General features: G+C 61.4%; 17 protein-coding genes. 8 read left to right on the top strand and 9 right to left on the bottom strand.

Going from position 1 to position 18,968, the window contains the following annotated elements; translation table 11 throughout:
* Positions 1–7: 7 nt before the first annotated feature.
* Positions 8–1,180: a hypothetical protein gene (locus AC1XDK_RS16215; protein ID WP_483350974.1), complete on the bottom strand. Its 1,173-nt coding sequence runs from the start codon at positions 1,178–1,180 to the stop codon at positions 8–10.
* A gap of 104 nt (positions 1,181–1,284) precedes the next feature.
* Between AC1XDK_RS16215 and AC1XDK_RS16210 the strand changes: the two genes are divergently transcribed.
* Positions 1,285–2,088, top strand: a complete 804-nt coding sequence (locus AC1XDK_RS16210; protein ID WP_483350973.1) for a creatininase family protein — start codon at positions 1,285–1,287, stop codon at positions 2,086–2,088.
* Between the two features lie 41 nt (positions 2,089–2,129).
* On the top strand, positions 2,130–3,668 hold the full coding sequence (locus AC1XDK_RS16205; RefSeq protein ID WP_483350972.1) for a sulfatase: 1,539 nt from the start codon (positions 2,130–2,132) through the stop codon (positions 3,666–3,668).
* 57 nt (positions 3,669–3,725) lie between these two features.
* On the opposite strand, the gene AC1XDK_RS16200 is transcribed toward AC1XDK_RS16205, so the two are convergent.
* On the bottom strand, positions 3,726–4,472 hold the full coding sequence (locus AC1XDK_RS16200; protein WP_483350971.1) for an HpcH/HpaI aldolase family protein: 747 nt from the start codon (positions 4,470–4,472) through the stop codon (positions 3,726–3,728).
* Between the two features lie 138 nt (positions 4,473–4,610).
* Between AC1XDK_RS16200 and AC1XDK_RS16195 the strand changes: the two genes are divergently transcribed.
* Entirely contained in the window at positions 4,611–5,708 is a 1,098-nt protein-coding gene (locus AC1XDK_RS16195) for a dipeptidase (RefSeq protein ID WP_483350970.1), read from the top strand.
* Between the two features lie 27 nt (positions 5,709–5,735).
* Here AC1XDK_RS16195 and AC1XDK_RS16190 read toward each other — a convergent pair whose 3' ends face one another.
* Complete coding sequence (locus AC1XDK_RS16190) at positions 5,736–6,191, bottom strand: universal stress protein (protein ID WP_483350969.1); 456 nt, start codon at positions 6,189–6,191, stop codon at positions 5,736–5,738.
* A gap of 92 nt (positions 6,192–6,283) precedes the next feature.
* A complete protein-coding gene (locus AC1XDK_RS16185) occupies positions 6,284–8,815 on the bottom strand; it encodes a glycoside hydrolase family 3 protein (protein ID WP_483350968.1) in 2,532 nt (843 codons plus the stop codon).
* Positions 8,816–9,018: 203 nt separating this feature from the next.
* Between AC1XDK_RS16185 and AC1XDK_RS16180 the strand changes: the two genes are divergently transcribed.
* Positions 9,019–9,798 (top strand): SDR family oxidoreductase, encoded by a 780-nt coding sequence (locus AC1XDK_RS16180; protein ID WP_483350967.1) that lies wholly within the window; start codon positions 9,019–9,021, stop codon positions 9,796–9,798.
* Between the two features lie 14 nt (positions 9,799–9,812).
* Here the strand turns inward: AC1XDK_RS16180 and AC1XDK_RS16175 are convergent, their stop codons facing one another.
* The 4 genes from AC1XDK_RS16175 to AC1XDK_RS16160 all read right to left on the bottom strand — a co-directional run bounded on the left by AC1XDK_RS16175 (position 9,813) and on the right by AC1XDK_RS16160 (position 12,371).
* Positions 9,813–9,992, bottom strand: a complete 180-nt coding sequence (locus tag AC1XDK_RS16175) for a DUF4177 domain-containing protein (RefSeq protein ID WP_483350966.1) — start codon at positions 9,990–9,992, stop codon at positions 9,813–9,815.
* A gap of 54 nt (positions 9,993–10,046) precedes the next feature.
* Positions 10,047–11,069 (bottom strand): lysylphosphatidylglycerol synthase transmembrane domain-containing protein, encoded by a 1,023-nt coding sequence (locus AC1XDK_RS16170; RefSeq protein ID WP_483350965.1) that lies wholly within the window; start codon positions 11,067–11,069, stop codon positions 10,047–10,049.
* 84 nt (positions 11,070–11,153) lie between these two features.
* Positions 11,154–11,711, bottom strand: a complete 558-nt coding sequence (locus tag AC1XDK_RS16165) for a universal stress protein (protein WP_483350964.1) — start codon at positions 11,709–11,711, stop codon at positions 11,154–11,156.
* Positions 11,712–11,945: 234 nt separating this feature from the next.
* A complete protein-coding gene (locus AC1XDK_RS16160) occupies positions 11,946–12,371 on the bottom strand; it encodes an EamA family transporter (RefSeq protein WP_483351067.1) in 426 nt (141 codons plus the stop codon).
* A 336-nt stretch (positions 12,372–12,707) separates the two neighbouring features.
* On the opposite strand from AC1XDK_RS16160, the gene AC1XDK_RS16155 reads away from it, so the two are divergent.
* The 3 genes from AC1XDK_RS16155 to AC1XDK_RS16145 all read left to right on the top strand — a co-directional run bounded on the left by AC1XDK_RS16155 (position 12,708) and on the right by AC1XDK_RS16145 (position 16,135).
* A complete protein-coding gene (locus AC1XDK_RS16155) occupies positions 12,708–14,069 on the top strand; it encodes an NAD-dependent succinate-semialdehyde dehydrogenase (RefSeq protein WP_483350962.1) in 1,362 nt (453 codons plus the stop codon).
* Positions 14,070–14,321: 252 nt separating this feature from the next.
* Entirely contained in the window at positions 14,322–15,704 is a 1,383-nt protein-coding gene (locus tag AC1XDK_RS16150; RefSeq protein ID WP_483350961.1) for an aspartate aminotransferase family protein, read from the top strand.
* A gap of 41 nt (positions 15,705–15,745) precedes the next feature.
* Complete coding sequence (locus tag AC1XDK_RS16145; RefSeq protein ID WP_483350960.1) at positions 15,746–16,135, top strand: Rid family detoxifying hydrolase; 390 nt, start codon at positions 15,746–15,748, stop codon at positions 16,133–16,135.
* Between the two features lie 4 nt (positions 16,136–16,139).
* On the opposite strand, the gene AC1XDK_RS16140 is transcribed toward AC1XDK_RS16145, so the two are convergent.
* Entirely contained in the window at positions 16,140–16,793 is a 654-nt protein-coding gene (locus tag AC1XDK_RS16140; RefSeq protein WP_231188153.1) for a DUF8102 family protein, read from the bottom strand.
* A 524-nt stretch (positions 16,794–17,317) separates the two neighbouring features.
* Here AC1XDK_RS16140 and AC1XDK_RS16135 point away from each other — a divergent pair.
* Positions 17,318–18,952 carry a BCCT family transporter gene (locus AC1XDK_RS16135; protein ID WP_483350959.1) on the top strand — a complete coding sequence of 545 codons (1,635 nt, stop codon included), beginning with the start codon at positions 17,318–17,320 and terminating at the stop codon, positions 18,950–18,952.
* Positions 18,953–18,968 lie beyond the last annotated feature (16 nt).

Below are 18,968 nucleotides of genomic sequence, written 5' to 3'. Positions count from 1 at the left end.
TCGGAAGTCACTCCGCCGCGAACGTCGACGCGACCCACTCCAACTGCGCCTCGGTCGCGAGACCGTGATGGTAGACGAACATCTCGCCGTCGGTTTCGTCTCGAATCGCGCTCACGAGGTCGTGAAGTTGCCCTTGGCTCTCGATGAGTGACGGGTCGAGCGTGACGCCCACATCGACCGGAAGGTCCACGGTTCGCCCGAACGTTCGAACCCGCTCCCGCGCGATGGACGGGTCGGCGACGTAACAGATGGCAGTGATGCGGTCGAGGGAGGGTTCGAGACGGGAGAGTTCGACCCCCGCGGGCCACCCGCTCCCCGGTTCGACGCCCGTGTGGGCCTCCATCGCGTAGTAGTTGAGCGGCACTTCGGAAGCCGTGGCTAATCCACCGACGAACTCGGTCACTATCTCGGCGCGGAAGTCGAACAGTTCGCGGAGCGTTTCGTTTTCGTCCACGAGCGAATCGAGCGAGGGCGGTTCCTCGTCGGGGTGGTCGAACGAGTTCTGCACCATTCCTCGAACGCGCTCGCGCGCCGCGTCCATGTCGACCGGATGGTCCCGCGCTGCGTTCCGACACCCGTCGCAGAAACACTGGGAGAGCAACACTTCCTCCGTCGTGGTCGTGACGGTCTGTCGTTTGTCGTGGCCGAATTTCGTCCCGTGTTCGTGGAACGCGCTCTGGAACCCGACCGATTCCAGTTGGATTTCGGCGACGCCGCGGTTCGATATCGCGGCGACGACGTCGGCGAAGTAGTTCCGAACCTCGGGGTTCGACGGACAGAACGCGTGGTCGTGGGCGTCACCGAACGCGCTCTCGATGCGGTACTCGGGGTGTGCCGCGCCGAGCGCGGTGTTGTGGAGACACACCGTCCACGCGTTCACGTCGAGTCCGTGTTCGCCCGCCGTTCCGACCAGTTCCGCGAGCGGGTCGTCCATTCCGTTCACGGCGATCGGACGCGGGTCTATCGGAGTGTCGTCGAACGCCGATTCCTCGGGGTCGAAGTAACAGCCGCCGGAATGACGTTCGAACAGGTTTTCCGGAGTGCGGGGGTTCATCGACCGGACCGAGTGATAGTGGCTCGCGAGGTTTATCGCGTCGATACCGCGTGCGGCGATGGCTTCGCACGCGTCGTCGGGTCCCTCCGCGGCGAGGTTCCACGGATACGTCCAGAGTGCGGGCATACTCCGAGCGAGGGAGACCGGTAGTAAATAGGTTTCCCGGCACGGCCGTAACCGAACCCCTTTCCACGGAAACAACTAAATCCGCGCCCTTCGGTTTGTGTGCTATGGTATTCGAAACCATCGGCTCATCACCGTGGTCGTGGGCCGGTCGGACGGCACCCGAGATTCGTGAGATCGCCGAACGAGACGGCTCCATCCTCGTCGTCCCCGTCGGTAGCATCGAACAGCACGGGGACCACCTCCCGGTTTCGACCGACACGATTCTCGTGGATGCGGTCACGCAGCTCGGGGCAGAGCGCGTACACGATGATATTCCGCTCTTAGTCACACCGCCCGTCTGGTCGGGCTACTCGCCACATCACCTTCCGTTCGGCGGCACCATCACGCTGGAGTACGACGACCTCCTCCACACGCTGGAGGACATCGCCGATTCGGCGCTCGAAAACGGGTTCGACGCCCTCCTGCTCGTCAACGGCCACGGCGGTAACGCCTCGCTCATCAGCAGCGCCGTGAGTACCATCGGCGTGGACCATCCCGACCGGTCCCTCCTCGGCGTCACCTACTTCCAACTCGCCGCGCCGTTCATAGACGAGGTTCGGGAGAGCGAGGTAGGGGGAATGTCCCACGGCGGCGAGTTCGAGACGTCGCTCATGCTCCACCTCCGCCCGGACCTCGTTCACGAGGAGCGGTTCGCGGGAACCCCCCACGAGGAACCCTACGACCGGAGTTTGGACGACATGTTCCACGGTGGCCCGCTCTCGGTGTATCGCTCGTTCGACGGGTACTCCGAGTCGGGAGCCATCGGGGACCCGACTCTCGCGAGCGCCGAGAAGGGCGAACGAATCTACGACCTGTTGGGCGACGAACTCGAAGCGATACTGCGCCAGATTCACGACGAGTCCGCCTGACACGTCGATACAGCTATTACCCGTTCCATTCGACTGCACCCATGCGAATCCTTATCGTAGATATCGACTCGCTTCGCCCCGACCACCTCGGCTGTTACGGCTACGAGCGCGACACCTCCCCGACCATCGACGCCGTCGCGGAAACGGGCGTTCGCTTCGAGGAGTGTTACGCCTCCGATACGCCCTGCCTCCCCAGTCGGACGGCGCTCGCGACCTGCCGGTTCGGGGCGAAGACGGGCGTCGTCACGCACTTCGGGGACGGGCAGCACTACGACGACCCCGGTGACGGCCACGACCCGGACCCGGAGCGGAATCTCGCCTTCCGGCAGTTGTTGGAACACGGAATCCACACGGCCACCATCACGAGTTTCGCTCAGCGTCACTTGGCGTATCACTTCACCGGGTCGTTTCAGGAGCACGTCCAACCCTCCGCGATGAGCGGCCTCGTCGCGGACGAGGACGCCGACGATGTAACTCCCGTCGCGGTCGATTGGCTCGAACGGCACGCGGACGAGGACGATTGGCTGTTGCACGTCAATTACTGGGACGCCCACCACCCGTATTCCGGAATCGAACCGTTCGTCGACGCGGTACGGGAGTCCGGTTCACCGGCATCGTGGCCCGACCAAGACGCCATCGACGCACAGCGGGGAGTGACCGGTCCCCGAACGGCCGACCTGTGGCCGACACCCGAGGCGTACGACAATCCGACGTTCGACCCGCTCTACGAGGACTGGTCGTTTCCAGACGACATCCCGGACCGAGAGACGGTCGAACACCTCCTCGACGGCTACGATGCGGGTATTCGGAAGGTCGATGCAGAAGTCGGCAAACTGCTCGCCGTCCTGGAACGGGAGGGAATCCGCGAGGAGACGGCAATCGTCATCACGGGCGACCACGGCGAGGCCTTCGGCGAACACGGAATCTACGTCGAACACGCGATGCCGCACACGGCGTGTCAGCGCGTTCCGCTCGTCGTTTCGTGGCCGAGCGTGACGGACGGGAACGAAGGTGTCGTGGACGAGTTCGTCCACCAGTTCGACCTCGTGCCGACGATATGCGAACTCTGTGACGTTCCCGTTCCGGAACGATGGGACGCGGACGCGTTCACCCCCGCGCTCCTCGGCGAGGCGTTCGAGGGTCGCGAGTACGTCGTTTGCGGGCACGGAATCTACACGTTCGGTCGGGCGCTATACACGGACGACTGGGTGTACATCCGCCTCCTTCACCCCGGCGCGTTCTCCCACCCCGGCCTCTACAACGACCCCGAGATGCCCGGCGGGGGACTCGAACTGCTTCACGACCGAAACCGAGAGGCCCCAACCGCGACCAACCTCGTGGACGAGCGTCCGGACGTCGTCAGCGACCTCCGCGCGAAGATGGCGGCGTGGCAGGCACGGATGGTCGACACCGACGCGGCGGACGGCGGCGGAACCGACCCCCTCGCCGAGATGGTCGCAACTGCGGACCCGTTTCTCTACTACGACCCGGACGCACTGTACGACCTGTACCGCGAACTCGGTCGGTCGGACGAGCAACTCGCCGCGGTCCAACGCTGTCGCTCCTTTCCACGGGAGTGACGGCGATGGGAACGACGTGAAAAGTATGCGAACGAGGTGAAAATCGGTCGGCGGTAGTTACTCCTCGCCGAGTACGCTCTCGAAGTGACTCGTCACGATTCCGACGTCGGAGCCGTACACGACGAACGCGGCGCGGTCCCGGTACCGTTCGATATCTTCCGGCGACCCGACGAAGATTCCGACGGCGCAGTCGTTCTCGGCCGCGATGTCGAACACGTGGTCGATGGCGTCCTGATGGGCCTCGCTCCCGAAGGGAACGTCGAGCGACCACGCGAGGTCGCCCGGCCCGATGGCGATGGCGGTGACCGCGTCCAACCGCGCGATTTCGTCCACCGCCTCCAACCCTGTCACCGTCTCTATCATGGGGAGTAACGCGAGTTCGTCGTTTACATACTCCGTGTACTCTCCCTTAGGGACGTTACCGAACTTCGCCGCCCGAGTGGTCGACCCGAGGCTTCGTCCGTCCTCGTATCGGACGTGCGTACTCGCCTCCCGGACGGTCGCCGCGCTTTCGACCTGCGGGAGCATCACTCCACGGACCCCGAAATCGAACAGATACGTTATCATGTCCATCCCGTTTCGCGGGACGCGGACGATGACTGGCGTGTCGCTCAAATCGGCACTTCGGACGAGGGTCTCCAACCCCTCCGTGGTGGGCGACCCGTGTTGGCGGTCCACGAACAGGAAGTCGAGCGGCGTGTATCCCAGCGCTTCGGCGACGTTCGGGGACACGCTACTCAGGACGGTTCCGACGGCTAACTCCTCGTCGAGGAGGCTGTTTGCTAACGATGAACGCGGCTGCATAGGAAGAGTCAGACAACCATCCGTATTAAATCGATAGGTCGCGGTTTCACGTTCGTATCGGTGTTTTCACGTCGTGAACGCCCCGGCAATCCTTTCACCGAGACGTAGCCTTATATCGAATGACGCGTAATGAACAACATGACTAGAGATACTTCTTTAGACTTGTCAGACGGGGAAATCCGTGACGCCGAGCGACTGCACGCGGACGCGACCGTCATCGACGGACTCGTCCCGACCACCGCGTACATCGCCGACCCGGAGTACCGAACTCATCTCGAGCGAGGTGGCGTCACTGCCGGGAACGTTACCGTCGCCAGTCGGTCGCGCTTCGCGGACGCGACCGAACGAGTTCAGCGATGTCGAAGCCTCGTTGGTGCAAACGACGACGCGTTCGCGCTCGTCGAAACCGCCGACGATATTCGGGATGCGAACGATTCCGGGAAGACCGGCGTCATCCTCGGGTTTCAGGACACGATGCCCATCGAACCGAGCGAGCGAATGCAGGTCGATGGCGGGTTCGAGTTCCTCCGCGCGTTTCACGACATGGGTGTCAGGGTCGTCCAACTCACCTACAACTCGATGAACTACGTCGGTGCGGGGTGTTGTGAACGAACCGACCCGGGACTGTCGAACTTCGGTCGAACCGTCGTGTCGGAGATGAACCGACTCGGAGTTCTCATCGACCTGTCCCACTGTGGCGACCGGACGACGATGGAGGCCATCGAACACTCGGAGAAACCGGTCGCCATCTCGCACGCGGGTGCGAGAGCGCTCAGCAACGTCACGCGGAACAAGACCGACGAACAGTTACGAGCTATCGCCGACAACGGCGGCGTCGTCGGTGTGAGCGTCTTTCCGCCCACGGTGAAGACGGACCCGGACACGCACGAAGTGCAGACGGCGACCATCCACGACGTTCTCGACCACATCGACCACGTCGTCGACGTCGCGGGTATCGACCACGTCGGCTTCGGCAGCGACATGAACGATAAGGCGCTCGACGACGGCGTCACCCCGCCGTACGCCGCGTACCGGAACTTCCGCCCGGAGTTCTCCGACGTCTACGGTCGCGGTCCCATCGAGGAGTACGAACCGTTTCCCCGAGGCCTCCACCGCCACACCGAACTCCCGAATTTGACCAGCGGCCTCCTCGCCCGCGGCTATTCGGAACCGGAGATTCGAAAAATCCTCGGCGAAAACTTCCTCCGCGTGTTCGAAGCGAACTGGGACCGGTAACGGAGATATCGAGTCTTCCCACCCGCCTTACCGGTCTTCAGTGGTGATTACCGAGACGATACCCGAGAAGTTCAGGATTACCGATTGCGTCGCGTCGCCGAAAACGGCTTTTCCGGTCGGCGAGCGCTTCTTTCCCGACATGAAGACGTGGTCGCAGTCTTTCTCCTCGGCCGTCTTCAGAATCTGGTCCGTTCGGTTCCCGATTGCACCGACGGTGGAAACGTCGACGTTCAGGTCACCGAGTACGTCGTGCCCGATGTTCTCGGCGAACTGGCGTGCTCCTTCGCGGGTCTGCTCGATTCCGTACTGGTTCTCGAAATCGGTAATGTTCGAGAGCCGTTCCCGGTTGGACTCCCACTCCTCTACGGTCGTGACGTGGAGGAGGACGAGTTCGGCCCCGACGCCCGAAGCGAGGTCCCCGGCTTCTTCGACGAGCGTTTTCGAGCCATCCGTCGGTTCCACGACGACGAGTGCGCGTTTCATAGCGACACCTCGAAAACGGTCCACAAATACGTTTCTACTGCTGTGTGGGTCTAGATACCGAAGGACGGCGGCCCCCACGATAGGGAAAGGCGTTACTCGCCTTTCGAGAGTTTGTAGATTTCGAGAACGTCGGCGAGGGTGACGTCGCCGTCGCCGTTGACGTCGAACCGGCCGGGGACGTGGCGTGTACTGCCAACACTCCGGGTTTTCCGGACGTTGAGCGTGGTCGTCATGTCGCTACCCGGCTCGACGGTCAGCGTGTACTCTCCCTCCTCGACGACTTTCGGGTCCAGCGCCGGGATGTCGCCCGGGACGACCTCTAGGGCCTCCATGTCGAGTTCGACCGAAACGGTCCGTTTCTCGCCGGAATCGAGGTGGACGCGCTCGTAGCCGACGACGCGGCTGTCGCGCCTGATGACCGAGCCGTAGGATTCCGTGTTGAACACCTCCACGATGTGGTCGCCCGCTACGTTACCCGTATTTTCGACGTCGACCGTGACCGTCACGGCGCGGCACGCGCGGGGATTGCCGACGTTCGACGGCGAAACGGAGAGGTTCGAATACTCGAAGCTCGTATAACTCAATCCGTAGCCGTACGGATACAGCGGTTCGTGTCGGCTCGACGGCCACGCGTTGTGGTAGTTCGGGACGTGGCCAACCTCTTGGGGCCACGTGAATCCGAGCTTTCCGGAGGGGTTGTTCTCCCCGAGGAGCGTCTCGACGATTGCCTTGCCGCCGCCGCTGCCGGGTTGGCCGGCGAACAGCATCGCATCGAGGTACTGAAAGGTCCCGTCGTTGCCGCGCGGACTGCCCGCATACTCCACGCCGACGATGGTCGTGTCGTCGCTGCTGTTCTCGACCACCGTCCGGAGGATTTCGCGTTGCGTCTCCGGAAGACGGAGCGTGTCACGGTCGCCAAATCCCTCGTTGTGCGGCCCCTCTCCGAGAACGACGACGACGACGTCGGCGTCGGGGGCCGTGCTCTCGACGGCGCTGCGCTGGTCGTCGGTGAAGCCGTACTCGCCGTTCTCGTCGGCGGAATCTTCGGGAATCGAATACCACTGCGAGCGGTCGAAGTCAGTCGGGACGTGGGAGACGTGGGCGCTTCCGAGCGCGCTCTCCAGTTCCTCCACCATCGTCGTCCCGTTGGGGCGAGGACCGCCGTCCGTGAGCGACGCACCTTCGATTCCCTGCCAACCGAGGGTCCAGCCGCCGTACTGCATCAGGATGCGGTTCTGGATACCCGTCTCGGGATCGATTCCCGGACCCGTCACCAAGACGTTTTCGTCACCCGAAAGCGGCAACGCCGCACCGCCGCCCTCGGTTACCGAATCGTTCTTCAGCAGGACCATCGACTCGCGGGCGATATCGGTCGCTATCTCCATCGATTCGTCGTTGCCGACGAGGGAAGGGAGGTCGGAGGAATCGGCGTAGGGACTCTCGAACAGGCCGAGGTCGCGCTTGAGTTCGAGAATCCGCCGGACGGACTGGTCGATGCGCTCCTCGGAGAGTTCGCCGTCGGAGACGAGCGTTTCGACGTGCGAGACGAACTCCGGGGGAGTGAGACCGCCGCCGCCGAGCATCACCATGTCTAATCCCGCCTCGATGGCGGCTTTGACGGCACCTCGTCGGCCTTTCTCGGTGTTCGGAAGGTAGTGATGGCGGTCGATTAAGCGGAAGAGGTCGTTCCAGTCGGAGATGGCCACGCCGTCGAAACCGTACTCCTCCCGGAGGACTTCGGTCAACAGCCACCGTGAAGCGTGGGCCGGGACGCCGTTCACGGAACCGCTGTTGACCATGACCATTCCGGGACCTTCCTCGATGGCGACCTCGAACGGCGGGAGGAGCGTCTCGCGAAGGTCGCGCATCGAGACGTTGGCGGCCGCCCGGTCGTTGCCGTTGTGGGGGACTTCGTAGCCGGCGAAGTGTTTGACAGTGGACGTGACGCGGTCGTTGCTTTCGAGGGCCCGCGTCCGGGCCGCCGAGATGTCGGCGAGCACCTTGGGGTCCTCGCTGATTCCTTCAAAGAATCGACCCCATCGCGGGTCGCGCTGGAGTTCGAGCGTCGGCGCGAACGTCTCGTGACAACTGGTGGCCGAGAGCACCGAAGCGGTGTGTCGTTCGGCCCGTTCGATGGTTTCGGGGTCGCGCGTCGCTCCCATGTTGAGTCGGTGTGGGAACACGGTCGCACCGTCGAGGTAGCAGGCCCCGTGGACGGCGTCGACGCCGTAGAAAAACGGAATTCCGTGAGGGGAGTTGTCTATCATGTACTCCTGGAGCGCGTTGACCCCCTCGACTAACTCCTGTGGGTCCGTGGTCGGAGGGAGCGATCCCCCGGAGAGCAGCGACCCCGCGCCCACTTCGGAGATGAGGTCGCCGATTTTGGAGACGTCTTCGAAGGTCGAATCCGCCTCCGGGTCGAGACTGTTGACGACGGATTGTATCATCTGCCCGGCCTTCTCGGCGACGGACATGTCCTCCATCATCGTATCGACCGTGTGTTCCTCTGCCGCCACGCTTTGTGCGCTCAAACCGACCGTCGTCGCGGCAGTCGCCGCACCGGTCGCCTTCATGAACGTCCGTCGCGAGTGTCCTTCACTACGATTATTGTTAGTTTCTTCCATCGTCCCTTTATCGAGTGGGTTGAATATTAATTAATGTTGTCCGATTTACAACTATTATTATATATTATAGATAAAAAGTATTTTTTGAATCAGCATCTATAACTACGGAATATCGCGTACAACGTCCTCTACGCGGGTGAAACGCCGTTTCCGAGGTTCGTCTCGTAGAAACAATAACGTCGTTTGACACCATATGCGAGTGTATGGATGGGTTACTGGAGGATAAGACGGCAGTCGTAACGGGGGCCGCGAGCGGAATCGGTCGGGCGATAGCACACCGATTCGCCGAACAAGGGGCGGACGTCGTCGTTGCAGACGTTCGCGAAGACCCTCGCGAAGACGGGGCGACGACACACGAACGTATCAACGAGGAAACCGACGCACAGGCGGTATTCGCGCCGTGTGACGTTTCCGACCCGGCGGCGGTGGAGGCGACCGTCGAAACGGCCGTCGACGAGTTCGGGGGTATCGACGTGATGGTGAACAACGCGGGTATCGTCGGCCCGAACGGCCCGGTGACGGACATCGACCCGACGGAGTACCAACGACTGCTCGACGTCAACCTCAACGGCGCGTTCTTCGGGTCGCAAGCGGCGGCACGACGCATGCCGGAGAACGACGGGGGAAGCATCGTGAACGTCTCCAGTATCGCGGGAATCCAAGGATACAGCGACCTTGCACCCTACTGCGTCTCGAAGGGAGGAATCCGACTCCTCACGTACTCGCTCGCCGCGGAACTCGGTGGCGACGGGATTCGAGTGAACGCCATCCATCCGGGCGTCATCGAGACGGCGATGACCACCGGCGACGTTCCGATAGTCGGGACGGAGACGGGAGAGCAGATGCGCCAATCGATACCGCTCGGACGGTTCGGAACGCCCGAGGACGTCGCCAAGACGGCGCTGTATCTGGCGAGCGACCTCGCGAGTTACGTGACCGCGGAATCGGTCGTCGTGGACGGTGGGATGGTAAACACGGCGTGAACTGTGGAGGAGTGTCACCGAGGGCGGCGCAGAATCAGGTCGGTACTGCCGCCCCAGTTGATGGCCGCTTGGTCGAGTTCCCAGCCTTCCTGTGCGAGGTAGTTGAGACGGCGTTCCATCTCCCGTCTATCCGTCGCCATTCCGAGCCATTTGGTGGGTGCTTTGATGACCTTGTATTCGTAGCGAGTCGTCATAGTAGTCTCCACCGTTGGTAGGCACTATCTTGACCGTATCCTTTCGTCGCGTGATCACGCGACTCGCTTCGCGGTCAGTACCGCGAGGACGCTGCCGCCGATAACGGTCGGAACCCAGTAGATGAGTCCGCGGAAGATGATGACCGCGGCCACGATGATAGCGGACTCGACGCTCGTCGTGGACGTGAGAAGCGCGACGAGGACCGTTTCGATTCCTCCCGCACCGCCGGGGAGCGGAGTGACGCCGGCGATTGCGCTGATCGGAATCGCGAACAGCACGACTGAGAAGGGGACCGTCGTCCCTATCGCGTAGAAAGCGAGCCACAATGCGCCCGCTTGGAACAACCACCCGGCACCCGAAAACCCGAGCGCAACGGCGAGTCGCGTCGGGTTCGTGGCGATGCGCTCTATCGTCCGAACGAAATGTGCGATCCGATCACGAATCACTGCCTGACTCGGCGCGGAAAAGCGAGGGATGACGCTAGCCACCCGACCGAGAAGGCCAGCGACCCCGGACGAGAGGCGTCGCTGTGCGGCCGTACGGGACCGCCAAAGGTAGTACCCGCCGCCGAAGATGACCACGCCGAGTCCGCCGAGAATCACGGCCGCATACTTCATGCGTGAGGTGAACGTCAGCACGACAGCGTAGTACCCGATTCCGATGACGGCGAACAGGAACGACGGGACGAAGTTGAGCGTATCGACGCTCGCAATCGCCGCTAAGCCGGTTTCGTATTTCGTGTTCGACGTTCGAGAAATCAGGTACGCGGTGATGGGTTCGCCGCCCGCCTGCCCGAACGGCGTGACGTTGTTCGAGAAGGTGGCACCTGAAAACAGGAAGAACGACCGCGGAACGGACACCGAGACGTCCAACGTTCGAAGGACGGTCCGGAGCGATTGACTCCACGCGAACAACCAGCAAATCGTCGTCAGAAGGACGAGCGCGAGAATCGTTCGCTGTGCCTGCTGGAGCGCGGCAAGAACCGGTTCGATATCGACGAACCAGAACAGAAGCCCGAACACGGGAAGGGTCAGAAGAAACCCAAAGAGGACTCTCCGGACGAGTGAACGGTCCATATATGAGGTAGAGCGAACCGTTCATATCATCTTTTCGGCTCACGGTTCGGTGATTTCTACGGGAGGGGAGTCCGTTACCGTTTCTCACACGCTCGCCATCGAACGTCGTTTGCCGTCGGTCTTCTCGGCGTTGTCCGCCTGCAACACGGTGACGAATCCGTCGAACTTGCGGGCGACCGCCGGACCGAGGTTTCGAACGAGGAATCGACGAAGTAGTGAGCGTCGTCGTTCGACGAGGAAGAGATGACCGCAGTCGTATCTCCGCGCGGCGGTGAGCAAACAATCCGTTTCGTCGCCGACCATCCCGACCGCGGTGTAGTCGATTCCGAGCGATTCGAGCGCGCGGTGACCGGTCCGGTGTGCACGCTGACGACGCGATTCCCTGGCTCGGTTCAACGTGTAGGTCGGAAGCGCGGAGATGGAAGCGTACGAGTGCTGTCGGTCCACGAACTCGTCCGAGGACAGCGTACTCACCAGTACGAGTTCGCCGCCCGACCCCGCCACGTATCGCCCCGCTTCGCGGACGAGTCGCTGGTCGGCGTCGGTTCCGGTGAGGTGAACCAGTACGTTACGCGAACAGTCGTCTGTGGTAACCGAGTTTGAAAGCGATTCGACGGCGACCGTTGGGGAGGACCGAGCCATATACTTTGAATCGACTGCACGCGGCATAATCGAGAGCCTTACCCGGAGTGAAAGTGGTCACATGACCCCTCAGAACCCGCGATTTGTAGCGGTAGAGTAGCATTCGGAGCACTTTCACGCGGGGGTCTCACGTCTACCGTTCCTCCTCGGAATACGAGGCCCTGTAGTAACCTCAACGGATGATACGAAGCACGTGCTAAATACGGAGGGTACGTATCTCAGATCGGTGTGAAACTATCGGGCAATAAGCAACACTCCGACAGCAGCGAATGCGAGACCGAGGATTTTTTTCGCCGTGACTTCGTCCCCGAGGACGGCCATCCCGATGAGCGCCGCCACGACGAAGTACATCGCGCTGACCGTCGAGACGGTCGTCGTCGTTCCCACGGAGAGACCCACGTACGTCGAGATGAGGCCGATTGCTACAAACACACCAGCAATGGCCGCGAGCAGTCCACCCCGCGGAGTGATGACGAGCGACGCATCAGAGGTGAAGACGTAGACTACGGTGAGCGTCGTCGCGACGACGTACGAAATAGCAGCGGCAGTTCTCGGGTCGATCGAGTCGGACGCAGCATTCCCGACGACCAGCCAGATACCCCACGCGACCATCGTAATTGCGCCGAAGAAGACACCCGGACCCACCTCTGAGAAGTCAATCACTGTAGAAGGCAGTTTATCGCTGTGAAGTAAGTAATTTCGTTTGCAGAGCGGTAGTTTGTCTAGATGCAACTGTGTCTCACTTCCTCCCGAAATTATCCCACAGAGCGTTAGACTTGCGCCCTGCATTCAGCACGGCTCCTGAAACCGATCACTTCCCGAGGTTTCAACAAGACCATACAAGGGGTTCATCGTAGTGGCCAATCTCTGACCACTCACGACCGGTGTTTTTCAGCGGAAGCGGACACCGATGTCCCAATCCTCGTCGTTTTCGGCGGTAGCTTTATGCCATTTACAAACACAGTATCTGTAGACGGCATCAACGAAATAATGACTATGAACGTCATAAATCCCGCAACCGGAGACCAGATCGACACGTACGAAGACGAGGATATCACCGAGGCCAAGGAAGCGCTCGACACCGCGACGGACGCGTTCGATTCGTGGCGCACCCGTCCGCTTCGGGAACGCGAGGAACTCCTCTCGGACGTCGCGGACATCCTCGGCGAGCGAAAACAGAAGTACGCAGAGCTGATGACACGCGAGATGGGAAAACCCGTCTCGCAGGCGAAAGGGGAAATCGAAAAGTGCGAATGGCTCTGTAATCACTACGCGGAACACGCGGACGCGTACCTCGCGGACGAGTTCCACCCGAGTCCCGCCGGTTCCGCCGTGAAAACGTCGTACGAGCCGTTGGGCTGTGTTCTCGCGGTGATGCCGTGGAACTTCCCGTTCTGGCAGGTGTTCCGCTTCGCGGCCCCGTACCTCACCGCGGGGAACGTCGGCATTCTGAAGCACGCCTCGAACGTGCCTGGATGCGCGCTGGCCATCGAGGAGATATTCCGCGACGCTGGATATCCCGAAGGAGTCTTCCAGTCGCTGCTCCTCCCGTCGTCGTCCGTCGAGGACCTGCTCGCCGACGACCGGGTGAAAGCGGCGACCCTCACCGGGAGCGGCCCCGCGGGTCGAGCCATCGCGTCGACGGCCGGGGAGAACCTCAAAAAGACCGTCCTCGAACTCGGCGGTAGCGACCCGTTCGTCGTCCTCGACGATGCGGATTTGGACGCAGCGGCCGAAACCGGTGCGTGGGCGCGCAACCAGAACAGCGGTCAGTCGTGCATCGCGGCCAAGCGGTTCATCGTCCACGACGAGATATACGACGAGTTCGTGGACCGCCTCGTCGACGAGTTCGACTCGCTGACCGTCGGCGACCCGATGGACGAGGACACCGACATCGGCCCGCAGGCCCGCGAGGACCTCATGGAGGAACTCCACGAGCAGGTTTCCGAAAGCGTCGATGCGGGTGCGACCGTCGAAATCGGCGGCGAACCCCTCGACCGCGAGGGCGCGTTCTATCCGCCGACTATGCTCACGGACATTCCCGAAGGCTGTCCCGCCGACACCGAAGAGCTGTTCGGACCCGTGGCGTCGGTGTACCGCGCCGCTGACGAGGAGGACGCGATTGCGAAGGCGAACGACACCGAGTTCGGTCTCGGCGCGAGCATCTGGACGGAAGACCGGGAACGCGGCGAACGGCTAACCCACGAAATCGATGCGGGCTGCGTGTACGTCAACCAACTCGTGAAATCCGACCCGCGGGTTCCGTTCGGCGGCGTCGAAGAATCGGGCTACGGGCGCGAACTCTCCGAAATCGGCATTCAGGAGTTCGTCAACCGGAAGACAATCTGGGTCGAATAGCGAGTCCCATCTTTCCCGTCGAATCATCGCTCGAACGGTCGTTTCTGCGCTCGGGATAGACGGACGAAGGGAGCCGTTTCTTCGGTTCGTGCACCTTCTACGGTGGATGTTCCCGTACGTAACTGTCAATGACTCGTGGGTATCGACTCGCGGTACGAAAATCGTGTGCGACTATCCGAGTTCGAATTTCGTTTATGGCGCATATAGAAATCGTGGACAACTTATTTATAATCCTTTCACATGGTATCCCATATGACGGCGAGTCCACCGATAGACGAACTCCACTTCGAGGACGCACCGGACGTCGGCACCGTTCCGGGACCGAGCACGCGGGAACTGTTGGACAAACAGCGCGACATCGACAGCAGCGCGGTTTCGTATCCGGAGGACATTCCGATAGCCTTCGAGTCGGGAAAAGGTGCGACGGTCCGCGACACGGACGGAAACACGTACATCGACATGTTCGCCGGAATCGGCGTGCTGAACGTCGGCCACGCCAATCCGTACGTTCTCGATGCGGTACACGAACAGGCGGACAAACTGGTCCACACGGTCGATTTCCCGACCGAAGCGCGTCTCGAACTCATCGAGAAACTCGACGAAATCGCTCCCGGCGCGCTGCAGGGGAACAACAAGTTCGTCTTCGGCGGGCCGACCGGAAGCGACGCCATCGAGGCCGCGATAAAGCTCGCCAAGTACAACACGGGCGGGGACGGCCTCATCGCATTTCGTGGGGCGTACCACGGCGCGACCAGCGGCGCGATGAGCCTCACCGGAAACAAGGGATTCAAGGGTCACTATACGCCGCTCCTCTCGGACGTCGTCCACGCCCCGTATCCGCACCCGTTCGGGCAGGACAAGACGTCGGAGGAGGCGGTCGACCACGCGCTCGAAGAGGTTCGAGCCATCCTCGAAGACCCGTACGGCGGGTTGGCGAACCCGGCGGGTATCTTCGTGGAACCGATTCAGGGCGAAGGCGGCATCATCACGCCGCCGGAAGGGTTCCTCACCGGGCTTCGGGAAATCGCCGACGACAACGACGTCGTCCTCGTTTTCGACGAGATTCAGAGCGGCCTCGGCCGCACCGGTCAGTGGTGGGCGAGCGAGTGGTACGACGTCACGCCGGACGTGATGACGACGGCCAAGGCGCTCGGCGGCGTCGGCTTCCCGCTCTCCGGGGCGATGTACCACGAGGACCTCGACACGTGGGGGTCGGGCGACCACGCAGGAACCTACCGCGGACACGTCGTCGCGATGCGCGCCGGAACGCGAGCCATCGAGTACATCCAAGACCACGACCTGCTTGCCCACGGGCGCGAACTCGGCGAGTACATCCGGGGGCGACTCCGCGAGGCAGCGACTGAAACCGGCAGTATCGGCGAGGTTCGCGGAAAAGGGCTGTTCGTCGGGGCCGAGTTCGTGGACGCGAACGGGAATCCGAACGGGGAAACCGTCGACGCGATTCAACAGTACTGCTACGAACGAGGCGTTCTCGTGTGGAAAGCCGGACGCCACGGAAACGTCCTCCGTCTCCTCCCGCCGTTAGTTCTCACCGAGGAACTGGCCGAAATCGCGATGGACGTCATCGGCGAGGCCATTCGGGAAGTGACCGCAGAGCGGCAGGCGACCGCGTAGAACGAACCTTCGAACGACTCTTCAAACGATTTCGAAACAGCATGAGTGATACCGACCGAATCATCACGGACGACGCACCGCGCAACGACAACCCGTACTCGCAAGGCGTTCACGCCGGCGACACGCTGTACATGTCCGGCTACGGCCCCGTCGACCCGGAAACGGGAGACGACGTCGAGGGCGACATCCGAACGCAAACCGAGCGCGTGTTGGACAACATCGCCGCCGTCGTCGACGAGGCTGGCGGCGACGGCCTCGACGATGTCGTGAAAGTGACCGTCTACCTGACGGACCTCGACGACTACAACGCGGTCAACGGCGCGTACGGCGCGAAGGTCGGCGATACGCCACCGGCGCGGGTCTGCGTCGAGGTTGCACGGCTTCCGGGGGACGTGCGGGTCGAGATGGACGCCATCGCGTACCTCGGGTGAGTCCTCAGTCGTTCAGTTCCCTGACGCGCTGGTCTCGCTGTTCCGCCGCGGCGTTCACCTTCTCGATGAACGTGTGCATCTGTTCTTTCATCTCGGAGCGCATGGAGGTGGCGGAGAACTCCTCGGATTCGGTGAGGAGGCGGATGAACGCACGAAGCTCCTCGTCGGTGATCTCCTCGAAGTCGCCGAATTCGAGTTTGTCGATGACCGCGTCCACGTCGATTTGTCCGACCGGTTCGACGTTGAAATCGACCGTTACCATGCGGTAATCCGACCCTGCCAATTCCTGCTCGGCCTCGTTGACGCCCTGTGCGAGCATGTCCTTGAACGGGGTGTAATAGCCCATCGTCCCGAGGTGGAGGAACGCGAGCATGTCGGTGATTCCCTGCGTGTAGGCGTCCCTCGCGTCGTCGTCGGGGTTGAACACCGTCTCGCGGTCACGGTCTTCGAGGTGTTCGAAGATGAGGGTGAAGTCGAGAATGGCGTTCCGAAGACGGCGGCGAATCCGGTTTCGCTTCTGCTTTTTCGAGTGTTCGGTGTAGTCGGATTTTCGTCCGATGAGGAACTCCCTATCGCTCGGCGTGAGGATGCCCCGTTCTCGGTCTGCAGAGTAGGCGAGGTCGTATCTCGGCTCGCGCTCGCCTGATTCGTCACTCATAAACAAAAACTGTGTACGAGAATGATTAAGAGTTACGAACGGACAGGTTTTCGAGTCCTCGATTCGAATCGGTGGGAAAGGAAGTTCTACCCACCGGTTTGTACAGGAGTAACCATCGTAGACTCTTCACCGAGATACGCTGTCGCCGGGAATGGAACCCTTGTAAAATTCCGTCATGCAGAACGGTCGACAACCATATCTCATGAGATGTGTTATACTATAGCGTGGTTGGCGACTGTTGTAGTCGTACACAGATTACGTTCTCCAAACGACCTTATAAACACATACTGTAGCCAATAACAACAATATCCGTAATATTTATCAGCGTCATTCACGATGCATGCTATGTATGCCACCATACACCATGGCTAATGCCATCAATTATCAGTCATGAGATACAAATCACACGCCCGTTACGGACAGGAGGAATCGACAACGGACTACCGAACCGTTCGAATTTCGAGGACGAGGGATAGGTCGCTCGGGGCGCAATCGTCGACCCGAGGGATGGGGGGTGGGTCCGTATGAGCAACTCCGACGACCAGGGTGCGATAGCCGAGTTCCGTGAAGAAATCGAACCGACCATCTTCGGGGCAGGTGCGGTGCTTACGCTCGTCTTCGTCGCCGCGTTCGTTCTGAACCCGACCGACTCGTACGATTTCGTACGGGGAATCCAGTACTGGATTTTGGAATACTTCAACTGGTACTTCCTCGCCGTGATGTTGGCCTTCGTCCTCTTCCTCGCGTTCCTCATCTTCGGTCCGTGGGGGAAACTCCGATTGGGAGACGAAGAACCGGAGTACAGCTATCTCTCGTACTTCGCCATGATGTATTCGGCTGGACTCGCGGCGGGCATCGTCTTCTGGGGCCCCGCCGAGGCGCTCACTCACTACGGGAGCGTTCCGCCGCTGTACGACGCTGCCGACAAATCAGCGGCCGCGATGCCAATCGCAGTACAGTACGCCATTTTCCACTGGAGTCTCACCCAGTGGTCGTGTTTCACTGTGATGGGACTCGCCATCGGTTACTTCGTCTACAACTACGACGCCCCGCTTCGGGTGTCGGCGGTGTTGACGCCGATACTCGGTGCAGACAACGTCGACGGACCCATCGGAAAAGTCGTCGACATCCTCGCGGTGTTCGCGACGCTGGGTGGCGTCGCCACGTCGTTGGGATTCGTCGGAAGTCAGTTCATCACGGGCCTCAGCTTCCAGTGGGGTATCGAACTCGGAGATGTCGGAACTATTCTGGTCATCACCGGCATGACGGTCATCTTCACTGCCTCGCTCGTGCTCGGGGTCAACAAGGGCATCAGGTGGCTCTCGAACTTCAACATGGTGTTGTTCTTCCTCGTGATGGTCGCCACGCTCATCTTCGGCCCGACGTTCCGCATCCTCGAACTCGGGACACAAGCGTTCGGTCGGTTCGTCACCGATTTCTTCAAAATGAGTCTGTATACTGAAGCGGCCCAACCGCACAGCTACGACAAGTGGGTGAACAGTTGGACCGTTTTCTACTGGCTGTGGCCCCTCGCGTGGTCACCGTTCGCCGGCCTGTTCATCGCTCGCATCTCGCGTGGCCGGAGCGTCCGCGAAGTCGCGTTCGCCGGAATCGGTGCGACGTCGATGGCGACCATTCCGTGGTTCATCATCGTCGGTGGAACGGCCGTCACGCTGCAGAACACGGGCGTCGCACAAATCCTCGGACCCATCAATCAGTACGACGCGTCGGTCGCTGGGTTCGTCCTGTTCAACGCGGTCCCGATTATCGGGCCGCTTCTCCTCGCCGCGTTCCTCATCCTCGTGACGACGTTCTTCGTCACGTCCGCCGACTCCTCGACGTTGGCGGTGTCGATGATAACGACCGGCGGGAAGGAACACCCCTCGTCCATCAACCGCATCTTCTGGGCGGTGCTTCAGGGAACCGTCGCGTCCATCCTCATGGTGGTCGGCGGCGTGGATGCGCTCCAATCCGCGTCCATCATCACGGGGGCGCCTTTCGCCGTCGTTTGTCTTCTCGCCATGCTCGGACTCGTGAAAACGTTCCAGGAGGAAACCGGTGGCGTCCTCCTACAGGACCGCACGAGACTCATCGGTGCGCCAACGGTACGGGAGGACACGACGGACGGGGCGAAGGTGGCCGGCCAAGACGACGACTGACCGGCCACCCGACCAG

It is taken from the genome of Haladaptatus sp. HS23 (assembly GCF_056892285.1).
This window is presented reverse-complemented; position numbering and strand designations above follow the sequence as displayed.